The 9,317-nt window shown below is 70.2% G+C and carries 9 protein-coding genes; 4 read left to right on the top strand and 5 right to left on the bottom strand.

Going from position 1 to position 9,317, the window contains the following annotated elements:
- Positions 1-45: 45 nt before the first annotated feature.
- A complete protein-coding gene (locus ACWEPL_RS18395; protein WP_452436896.1) occupies positions 46-270 on the top strand; it encodes a hypothetical protein in 225 nt (74 codons plus the stop codon).
- Here the strand turns inward: ACWEPL_RS18395 and ACWEPL_RS18390 are convergent.
- From ACWEPL_RS18390 to ACWEPL_RS18370, 5 genes are all read right to left on the bottom strand, one after another.
- Entirely contained in the window at positions 260-1,366 is a 1,107-nt protein-coding gene (locus tag ACWEPL_RS18390) for a Gfo/Idh/MocA family protein (protein ID WP_452436895.1), read from the bottom strand. The two genes, ACWEPL_RS18395 and ACWEPL_RS18390, sit on opposite strands and share 11 nt — an antisense overlap.
- Positions 1,363-2,142, bottom strand: a complete 780-nt coding sequence (locus ACWEPL_RS18385) for a ThuA domain-containing protein (protein ID WP_452436894.1) — start codon at positions 2,140-2,142, stop codon at positions 1,363-1,365. Before ACWEPL_RS18385 ends, ACWEPL_RS18390 begins: the two co-directional genes overlap by 4 nt.
- 13 nt (positions 2,143-2,155) lie before the next feature.
- Complete coding sequence (locus ACWEPL_RS18380) at positions 2,156-2,974, bottom strand: carbohydrate ABC transporter permease (RefSeq protein ID WP_363964749.1); 819 nt, start codon at positions 2,972-2,974, stop codon at positions 2,156-2,158.
- Positions 2,971-3,840 (bottom strand): carbohydrate ABC transporter permease, encoded by an 870-nt coding sequence (locus ACWEPL_RS18375; RefSeq protein WP_452436893.1) that lies wholly within the window; start codon positions 3,838-3,840, stop codon positions 2,971-2,973. Before ACWEPL_RS18375 ends, ACWEPL_RS18380 begins: the two co-directional genes overlap by 4 nt.
- A gap of 84 nt (positions 3,841-3,924) precedes the next feature.
- Positions 3,925-5,142 (bottom strand): sugar ABC transporter substrate-binding protein, encoded by a 1,218-nt coding sequence (locus ACWEPL_RS18370; protein WP_452436892.1) that lies wholly within the window; start codon positions 5,140-5,142, stop codon positions 3,925-3,927.
- Between the two features lie 264 nt (positions 5,143-5,406).
- Here ACWEPL_RS18370 and ACWEPL_RS18365 point away from each other — a divergent pair, with 264 nt between their 5' ends.
- The 3 genes from ACWEPL_RS18365 to ACWEPL_RS18355 are packed head-to-tail and all read left to right on the top strand — an operon-like array spanning position 5,407 to position 9,314.
- On the top strand, positions 5,407-6,411 hold the full coding sequence (locus ACWEPL_RS18365) for a LacI family DNA-binding transcriptional regulator (RefSeq protein ID WP_452436891.1): 1,005 nt from the start codon (positions 5,407-5,409) through the stop codon (positions 6,409-6,411).
- Between the two features lie 34 nt (positions 6,412-6,445).
- A complete protein-coding gene (locus tag ACWEPL_RS18360; protein ID WP_452436890.1) occupies positions 6,446-7,459 on the top strand; it encodes a LacI family DNA-binding transcriptional regulator in 1,014 nt (337 codons plus the stop codon).
- Positions 7,460-7,478: 19 nt separating this feature from the next.
- Positions 7,479-9,314 (top strand): glycoside hydrolase family 127 protein, encoded by a 1,836-nt coding sequence (locus tag ACWEPL_RS18355; protein WP_452436889.1) that lies wholly within the window; start codon positions 7,479-7,481, stop codon positions 9,312-9,314.
- The last annotated feature ends 3 nt before the right edge of the window (positions 9,315-9,317 follow it).

The raw sequence follows: 9,317 nt of genomic DNA, 5'->3' as shown, positions 1-9,317 counted from the left end.
GCACTCCTATAAACCCCCCCACCTAAGAGATTATGGAGCGCTGAGTTGGGGTTTGCCGTGGGCGGGGGCGGCATGGTGGCCGCCCACGGCGAGTTCGAGCACGGCGTCACCGAGTACGCCGTCCCCGTCCGCGACGGCGGCGGCCGGATCCGCGCCTCCGTCGCGCTCCTCGGCCGGCAGCCCGACCCGATGCCGCGCGCGGAGACGATCCGCGCGGGCCTCGCTGCCGCTGCCGCCGCGCTGGAGGAGCTCGTCGGCGTCAGCTCGTGACGGCCCGCTGTCTCGGCAGCGCCGCCGTCGCCGTTCCCCAGGACTCGAGCCGCGTACGGATCTCCTCGCGTACGGGGTGCGAGAGCGCGTCGTGGTAGGCGCGGTCCAGCAGCGCGTCGATCTCGACGCGCTCACCCGTCTCCGCGGAGCGGACCGCCGCCTCGACCATCGCGAGGCTGCGGACGTTGCCCGCGATCGCCCCCGGCGGCTCCACCCCCGCGCGCAGTGCCGCCACGAACTCCGCGAGCGCCCCGGCGATCTGCTCCCGGTCACCCCGCGGCACGTCCACGGCGCCGCCGGCGCTGGACGTGACGCGGTCCTCACCGTCCCAGGTGGCGGTGCCCTGGGCGCCGCTGGCCAGCCACTCCCCGTTCCAGGACGTCTCCGCCCCCTCCGCGCACCAGCTGCCGGTGAACACGTAGCGGGTGCCCTCCTCGAACAGGAAGGTCGCCGTCGCCGCCGCGTCGCCCCGGTACCAGCTCCAGGGCGGGTTCCAGCTCTCGCAGCCGACCGAGACCGGCTCCGCGCCGAGCAGGTGGCGGGCGGCGTCGAAGGCGTGGATGGCCATGTCGACCAGCAGCGGCTGCTCCATCTCGTCGCGAAAGCCGCCGAAGCGCGGGGCGCGGAAGAACCCGGTGGTGAGCAGCCCGATCGGGCCGAGCTCGGCGATCCGGCTCCGGTACGCCTCAAGGGCGGCGAAGTACCGGCGCGACTGGCTGATCATCAGCAGCCGCCCGGTCGCCTCGGCGGCGGCGGCCTGGACGAGCGCCTCGGCGAGGGTCGGCGCGGCCGGCTTCTCGCACAGCACCGGCAGCCCGGCGAACAGCGCCTCGACGTTCACCGCGGTGTGGGCCGCCGGGATCGTGACGTTCACGACCGCATCCGGCCCGGTCGCGAGGAGCTCGCTGAGCGAGGCGCCGACCTCGGCGTCCACGCCGACGGCCCGTACGGCCTGCGCCGCCCGGTCCGTGTCGAGGTCGGCCACCCCGACCAGCTCGACGTCGCCGGACTCCGCCAGGGTCCGCAGCCAGGCGACGCCCATCGCGCCCGCCCCGACCTGCACGATACGGAGCGGGCGCGAGCCCGAACGGTTCACTCGGAGTGCTCCTTGTTGTGCAGGGCGCCGCGGTAGCCGTGCCCGTTGAAGAAGTCGCCCGTCTCGTAGCGGAGCAGGATCGGCAGCTCGCGCCGCGACCGGTCGCCGGCCGCCCACTCGGCGCCGTTGGCGATGACGTGCAGCACGTCCGGGTGGTGGTAGACGGGGTAGTCCTGGTCGCCGGGGCTGAAGTAGAAGATCTTGCCGTTGCCGCGCCGGAAGGTGCAGCCGCTGCGGAAGACCTCGCCGCCGCTGAAGGAGCTGATGAAGATCAGCTCGTCGGGCGTGGGGATGTCGAACTGCTCGCCGTACATCTCCTGGGCGGGGATCTCGATGGGGTGCGGGATGCCGCGGGCGATGGGGTGGGTCGGGTTCACCGTCCAGACCAGCTCGCGGTCGTTCTCGCTGCGCCAGCGCAGCGTGCACGTGGTGCCCATGAGCTTGGTGAAGATCTTCGACCAGTGGCCGGAGTGCAGCACCACCAGCCCCATGCCCGACAGGACGTGCCGGTGCACCCGCTCCACCACCTCGTCGGCCACCTCCGCGTGGGCGGCGTGCCCCCACCAGATGAGCACGTCGGTGTTCGCGAGCACCTCCTCGGTCAGGCCGTGCTCGGGGTCGTCCAGCGTGGCCGTGGCGACGGTCGCGCTGTCACCCAGCCAGCCCTCGATGCCCCGGCGGATGGCGTTGTGCATGCCGTCCGGGTAGATCTCGGCGACCCGGGGTTCGCGCTGCTCGTGGCGGTTCTCGCCCCATACGGTGACGTGGGTCTTCACACAGGTTCCTTTCTCATTTGATCGCGCCGTTGATGGCGCCGGACGCGATGTAGCGCTGGGCGAAGATCAGCAGCAGGCCCGCCGGGATGGAGGCGAGCACCGAGGTGGCCATGACGGCCGACCAGTCCTCGCTGTTGGCGTTGATGTAGTCGTAGATGCCGAGCGTGATGGGCCGGACTTCGGGGGTGCTGGTCAGGGTGAGCGCGAACAGGAAGTCGCTCCACGCCCTGAGGAAGGTGAAGAGCGCGGCGGTCACGATCGCGTTCTTGCTGATCGGCACGACGATCGAGACGAACGCCCGGAAGTTGCCCGCGCCGTCCACCAGCGCCGCCTCCACGAGCGCCCTGGGGATGGACCCCATGAACGCGCGGATGAGCAGCACCGCGAACGGGATGTCGCCGGCGGTGTTGGCGAGGATCAGGCCGAACACGTTGTTGAGCAGGTTGAGCGAGTTGAACAGGGGATAGAGCGCGTTCGCGATGACCATGGCGGGGATCATCTGCGTGACCAGCAGCACCAGCACGAACGCGTTGGCGCCGCGGCTCCGGAAGCGGGACAGGCCGTAGGCGGCGGGGGTGGCGACGAGCAGCGTCAGCACCACCGCCCCGAGGGCGATGGTCAGGCTCGTGACGAAGTTCGGGCCCTGCTCGGAGATCGCCGTCGCATAGCCGGAGAACGTCAGGTGGATCGGGAAGAAGTCGGTGGTCGCGGCCCCGGAGCTGGCCTGGAGGCTGCTGTTGACCATCCAGTAGACCGGGAAGATCATCACTGCCAGGAAGACGATGCCCAGCACGGTCATGGGCAGCCGGCGCGCGGTCGATGAGGTGTTCACTCGTCGGGCTCCCGGCGTGAGAGGTAGAGGTAGACCATGGCGAAGACGAGCGACACCACGATGAGGATGTTGCTGAGCGCGGCGCCCTGTCCGAAGTCGAACTCGACGAAGGACTTGTTGTAGGCGTTCGTGGCCAGCGTCTGGGTGGAGTTGGCCGGGCCGCCGCCGGTCAGGCCGAGGATGATGTCGACGACCTTGAGCGTGTAGACGACACCGAGCACGAGGACGACGCTGACCACCGGACGGATGCTCGGCCAGGTGATGTGCCGGAACGCCTTCCAGCCGACCGCGCCGTCCAGCGAGCCCGCCTCGTAGAGCTCCCGGGGGACTCCCTGCAGGCCGCTGTAGAGGATCGCGACGTTGAACGGGATCCCGAGCCAGATGTTCACGCCGATGACGCCGACGAGCGCGAGGCCCGGGCTGACCAGCCAGGGGATCGGATCGACGCCGAACAGGCCGAGAAACTGGTTCAGAGCCCCGCTCTCCTGGTCGAGGATCCATTTCCAGACCGCGCTGGAGGCGATCAGCGGCAGCAGCCACGGAAGCAGCAACAACGAGCGCAGTAAACCGCTCAGCGGGAAATTGCGTTTGAAGAACAGCGCCAGGGCGAGCCCGATCGCGAATTGGAAGGAGATCGACCCGACCGTGAACAGGGCCGTGTTCACCAGGGTGGTCGTGAAAAGGCCGCTCGACAGGGACTTCGCATAGTTGGCCAGGCCGACCCATGGCGCCTCTCCCGTGTAGAAGGTCGAGGTCGTGTACTCCTGGAAACTCATGACGATGTTCTGCACGATGGGATACCCGAAGAACACCGCCACGAAGACGACGGCCGGCAGCGAGAAAAGCCACTGCGCGCCGTGCCGCATCAGGCGGGCCGTTCTCCGGCGATCCCTTTCGAGGGGCTCTCCGGTTGCGGCGAGACGAAGGTCGGCCGAGCTCACGAGCCACCCCTACTGCTGGTTCTGCGCCTGCTGCAGCGCTTCCGCGGGAGCGGCCTTGCCCGTCAGGGCGGCCTGCACGGCGGTGTAGATCTTCGTCGCCGCCTTCGGCCAGTCCGGGCCGAGAATCGCGGTGCGCGCGCGTGCGGTCTTCACCGCCGTGACGAACGGCGCGATCACCTCGCTGGTCTTGCCGAACTCCGCGGCGACGCTCAGCGTCGACGGAATGGTCTGCTCGATCTTCGCCGACTCGAGCTGCTTGTCCGGCGAGATGAGGCACTTCACGAACTCCCCGGCCTTGCCCATCTTGGCCTTGTCACCGGTCCGCGGCACCGTGTAGACCTCACCGCCGAGCGGCGCGACCGTGGTCTGCGACGCCAGCCGCGTGGGGATCGTGAACACCGCCCACTTCAGGTTCTTCTCCTTCTCCAGCTGCGGGATCACCCACGGGCCGTTGACCACCATCGCGGCCTTGCCGGCGACGAACTGGTTGACCACGTCGCCCTGGCCCCAGTTGATGGAGCTCTTGGAGATCGACCCGTCGTTCTGCAGGTCGAGGAGGAACTGCAGCGCCTGCGCGGTCTCGGGGGTGGCGATGTTCTGCTCGGAGCCGCCGTTGCCCCACATGAACGGCAGGAACTGCCACGAGCCCTCGTAGGTGTTGATGTTGCTCATGGCGAAGCCGTAGCGGCCCTGCTGGGTCAGCTTCTTCGCGGCCGCGCGCAGTTCGTCCCAGGTCTTGGGCGGCGCCGAGATGCCGGCGGCGGCGAACAGGTCCTTGTTGTAGAAGATGCTGAGGGTGTTCACGGCCGGCGCGAGCCCGTACAGCTTGCCCTCGTACGTGCCCGCCTTCACCACGGCGTCCACCATGCCGTCGCCGTTCAGCCCGTAGTCGGTCAGCGGCGAGAGCGCGCCGGAGGCGGCGATCTGCTGCACGTCGGGGTTGTCGAGCATCAGCACGTCGGGAAGGGTGCGCGAGGAGCTCTGCTGGAGCACTTTGGAGATCAGCCCGGCGCCCGGGATGTGGTTGATCTTGATCTCGACGCCGACGCTCTTCGCGCAGGCTTTGTAGATCGCGTCGTGCGAGGGTTCGTAGTAGTCCTGGACGGTCAGCGATCCGGTGCCGGAGGAGGCCGACCCGCCGCAGGCGGTCAGGGAGAGGGGGACGAGGGCCGCTGCCGCGACAGCTACTTTGGGCGCCTTTCCTGGGCACTTTCGCGCTGTCTTCATGTGAGCTACTCCTTGGCGGCATAGGGGGGTGGTTCTTGCAGGCCACTGGCGGATGGAGTCACGGAGAGAGCCGGGGATGCGTGAGGCATCGCTCCCGAAACATGGACATCTGTCGGTAAAGCGCTTAACCGCGCTTGCTTGTGAAGTATGTTGCGCTCATCGCACTGTGATGTCAATAACTAGTTAAGCGATTTACCGACGACGCCGCGATAGAGTTGCTCGCGCGTCCTCACAAGGTGGGAGGCGGGACAGTCCATGGTCACGATGCGCGATGTCGCCGAGCGAGCCAGCGTCTCCATCGCCACGGTCTCCTTCGTCATCAACGGCACCAAGCGGGTCGCTCCGGAGACCCGGGCCCGCATCGAGGCGGCCATCCGGGAGCTCGGCTACCGGCGTAACGTCGTGGCCCGCGCGCTGGCCAGCTCGCGCACGCGCATCCTCGCGCTGCTGCACCCCTACCTCGAAGCGCGGCCGATCGCCACGGCCAACCAGTTCCTCATGAGCGCCGCCCACGGCGCCCGCGAGCGCGGCTACGACCTCGTGCTGTGGCCCGTGAACGACGACGAGCAGATGTCCCACCTGCTCGCCGGCGGCCTCGTGGACGGCGCGCTGCTCATGGAGGTCCAGCTCCGCGACCCCCGCGTGGACCGGCTGATCGCGTCCGGGCTGCCCTTCGCGCTGATCGGCCGGACCGAGGACGAAGACCTGCCGTTCGTCGACATGGACTTCACCACCACGATCGACCAGGCCGTCGGGCATCTCCGTTCCTTCGGCCACCGGCGCATCGCGCTCGTCACCCTGCGGATGAGAGCTTCGACCGGGAACGAGCCCGGCTGGATCATGCGGGTGAAGTCCGCGTACCTCGACGCGATGGCGGCAGCCGGCGAGCCGCCCACCGTCATCACCGTGGAGGGCACGTCGGCCGGAGGGCGGAAGGCGGCGCGCCGGCTCAGCGACGACTTCCCGGAGGTGACGGGCGTCGTCGTGGTGAACGAGGGCGCCTCGGCGGGGCTGGTCAAGGAGACGCGGGCGCTCGGCCGCAGCGTGCCGGACGACCTGTCGATCATCTCCGCGGCCACCACCGCCGAGCTCGGCGAGATGATCGAGCCGTCCCTGACCGTCATGACGGCGCCGGCCACCGAGCTGGGCCGCCTCGGCGTGAACGCGCTCATCGACCAGCTCGAAGGGGTGCCGGACGCCCCTCCGAACATCCTCATCCCCTGCACGCTGGTGCCGGGCCAATCGGTCGGCCCTGCCCCGGCTCTATGATGATTTTTTCATTACTCATGTATATATTTGCGACATGTCACGAGGAGCGAGGATCGCGGATGTCGCGCGGCTGGCGGAGGTCTCCGTCCCGACCGTGTCGCGGGTGCTCAACGGCTCCTCCGGGGTACGGCCGGAGACCGTGGCACGCGTCATGCGGGCCGTCAAGGAGCTGGACTACCGCCCCAAGGGCGTGGCCAGGACGCTGATCTCGGGGTCGCGGTCGATGATCGCCGTCATGGCGTCGCACCTCAACCGCTACGGGTACGCGGAGGTGCTGGCCGGCATCGAGCGGGCGGCGCGGGACAACGACTACGCGGTCACCGTCTGCGTGATCGACCCGATGATCGGGCCTGGGGACGGCGACGTGGAGGGGTCGATCCGGCGCGCGCTCAGCCAGGAGATCGCGGGCGTCATCGTGATCGACTTCGACGCCCAGGGCGAGCGGGTCATCGGCCGGATGCCGAGCTCGGTGCCGATGATCGGCGTCACCGGGTTCGACGGCCGCCCGGGGCACGTGCCGTACGCGGTGATGGACGAGCACTCCGGCGGGCGCCTGGTCACCGAGCACCTGCTCGACCTGGGACATGACACGGTGCACCACGTCACCGAGCCGCCGTTCGGCCGGCCGTCCGGCCGTACGGCGGGCTGGCGCGCGGCCCTGGAGGCCCGCGGGATCGAGCCGCCGCCGACCTGGGCGGCCACCTTCGATCCGCGGAGCGGATACGAGCTCGGACTGGAGCTGGCGCACCGCGACGACGTCACCGCCGTCTTCTGCGCGACCGACGTCGTCGCCGCCGCCGTGCTGCGCGCCTTCCGCGACGCCGGTGTGGCGCTCCCCGGCGGCAAGTCGGTGGCGGGGTTCGACGACCAGCCCTTCAGCCGGTTCCTCTCCCCCGCCCTGACCACGGTGGAGCAGGACTTCCAGCGCCTGGGCTGGCTGGCGTTCCGGCAGCTGCTGCACCTGCGCGACGGGCAGTCACAGCCACCCGATCTCGTCGTCAGGCCCGCGCTCGTCGTCCGCGAGTCCTCCGCCCGCCCCCACCTCTGAAGAACCAGCCTGGAGTGCCATGTCAGCGCCACCCGTCCAGCCCTCGCACGCCCTGCTCCGGCCGCTGCCCCTCGACCGGGCCCGGCCGGCGGAGGGATTCTGGGGACGGCTCCAGAGCGTGAGCCGCTCGGCGGTCATCCCGCACGCGGTCGAGTGGATGGAGCGCCTCGGCTGGGTGGCCAACTTCGACCGGGCCGCGAGCGGCGCCCGGTACGAGCACCGGGGCCGCGAGTTCGCCGACTCGGAGATCTACAAGATCATCGAGGCGATCTCCTGGGAGCACGCGTACTCGGGTCCGAGCGCGCTCGACACGATCGCCGACGACCTGATCCGGCGGGTCACCGCGGCGCAGGAGCCCGACGGCTACCTGCACACGCTCTTCGGCCGCCCCTGGCAGGCCCCCCGCTACAGCGACTTCACATGGGGGCACGAGCTGTACTGCTCCGGCCACCTGATCCAGGCGGCGGTCGCGCACCACCGGGCGTACGGCACCAGGTCGCTGCTCGACGTGGCGGTCCGGCTCGCCGACCACGTGTGCGTCATGTTCGGGCCGGGCGGGCTGAACCGGGTGTGCGGGCACGCCGGGATCGAGGTCGCGCTCGTGGAACTGTTCCGCACCACCGGGGAGCGTCGCTACCTCGACCAGGCGGCGCTGTTCGTCGAGCGGCGTGGCACGGGCACGTTGCCGCTGATCGAGTTCGGGCGGGCCTTCGCGCAGGACGACCTCCCCGTCCGCAAGGCCGACGTGCTGCGCGGGCACGCCGTACGCGCGCTCTACCTGGCCGCCGGGGCGGTCGACGTCGCGGTGGAGACCGGCGACCGGGAGCTGCTGGACGCGCTGAGGACCCAGTGGGACAACACCGTCGAGCGCAGGACGTACATCACCGGCGGGATGGGCTCGCACCACATGGACGAGGCCTTCGGCGAGGACCACGTGCTGCCGCCGGACCGCTCGTACTGCGAGACCTGCGCGGGCGTCGCGTCGATCATGTTCAGCTGGCGGCTGCTGCTGGCCACCGGCGACCCGCGCCACGCCGACCTGATCGAGCGCACCCTCTACAACATCGTCGCGACCTCGCTCGGCGAGGACGGCCGCTCGTTCTTCTACGCCAACACCCTGCACCAGCGCCACCCGAGCGGCGACGTCCCGCTCAACGACGACGGCGTGTGCATCCGCGGCGGGGCCGGCCTGCGCCAGGCCTGGTACGAGGTCTCCTGCTGCCCGCCCAACCTCGCCCGCACCCTCGCGAGCCTGGGCGGCTATCTCGCCACGACCACGTCCGACGGCATCCAGATCCACCAGTACGCCTCGTCCACCCTCGACGCCGTCGTGGCCGGCGAGCCGTTCGAGCTGGACGTCACGACCGACTACCCGCACGGCGGCGTGGTGACGATCACCGTACGGCGGGCGCCGGCCCGGCCGGCGTCGATCACCCTGCGCGACCCGGAGTGGTCCCAGGACACCCGCCTCAGCCTCAACGGCGCACCCGCCGAGCCCGCCGGCATGACGCTGACCAGGACCTGGCAGCCGGGCGACCGGCTGGAGCTGACCCTCGACCTGCGGCCCCGGGTCGTCCGCCCGGACCACCGCGTCGACGCGATCCGCGGCTGCGTGGCCGTCCGGCGCGGGCCGGAGGTGCTCACCATGGAGTCGATCGACCTGCCGCCGTCGTGGGCGCTGGAGGACGCGACGCTGCTGCCGGACACCGTCGCCGCGGAGCACGGATCCGTCGTGGTCACCGCCCGGCACCACCGGTCCGGCGAGGACCGCACCGTGCCCCTGATCCCCTACCGCTCGTGGGCCCGCCGCGGCCCGTCGGCCATGCGCGTCTGGATCCCGGAGGTTCGCGACTGATCG

It is taken from the genome of Nonomuraea sp. NPDC004186, assembly GCF_053603495.1.
Note: the sequence above shows the minus strand (reverse complement) of the source record. Positions and strands in the feature narration are given on the sequence as shown.